At 46.3% G+C, this 615-nt stretch carries 1 protein-coding gene; it reads left to right on the plus strand.

Annotated features, from left to right (window positions below; translation table 11 throughout):
• On the plus strand, window positions 1-604 hold a 604-nt coding region (locus tag R7R78_RS27595), incomplete at its 5' end, for a helix-turn-helix domain-containing protein (RefSeq protein ID WP_318119681.1).
• Window positions 605-615 lie beyond the last annotated feature (11 nt).

Raw genomic sequence — 615 nt, forward strand, 5'->3', positions numbered from 1 at the left:
AGATGCACTCGACAAAGCCATTGAACACCTGACGGAAGACTCAAATCGTTGCAGTTTGTACCTGCACAGCGCAGAACATATCTCGCTCACACAGTGGCAATGCCTGTTTAACCACCCGAAATTGGAGCGCGTATTTGGTGCGACGACCAAGGTTGATGCCGATGTTAAAGCGTTCGCAACGCTCATCCACTTACCAACGCTGGATGAACGCAAAGAAGATATTGGCCCACTTTACAAACACTTCGTACGTCATGCAGCAAGCCGTTATCAGCTGCAACCACCGCACATCAGTTTGGACGAAGTACGCCGAATTACAGAGCTTTCTTGGCCAGAAAACGTTAAACAACTGCGCCAATTTGCGGAGCTGCGCGCTCTCAAACCTGAGACTTTTCGCATGGAAGATTGGGACAGTGAAAAGAGCATCGAAATTCAGAGCATGACTCAACGCACAGAACACTTTGAATATTGTCTGTTATTTGATGCATTGCAGCGACACAGAGGCAGACTTAAAGAGGTTCAACTAGAATTACAGGTGTCACGCAAGACCTTGTACGACAAACTAAAAAAACATCAGTTGGACAAATCGAAGTTTAAGGCTCAGTAGCAATACCTCAA

Source organism: Vibrio sp. 2134-1 (assembly GCF_033339495.1).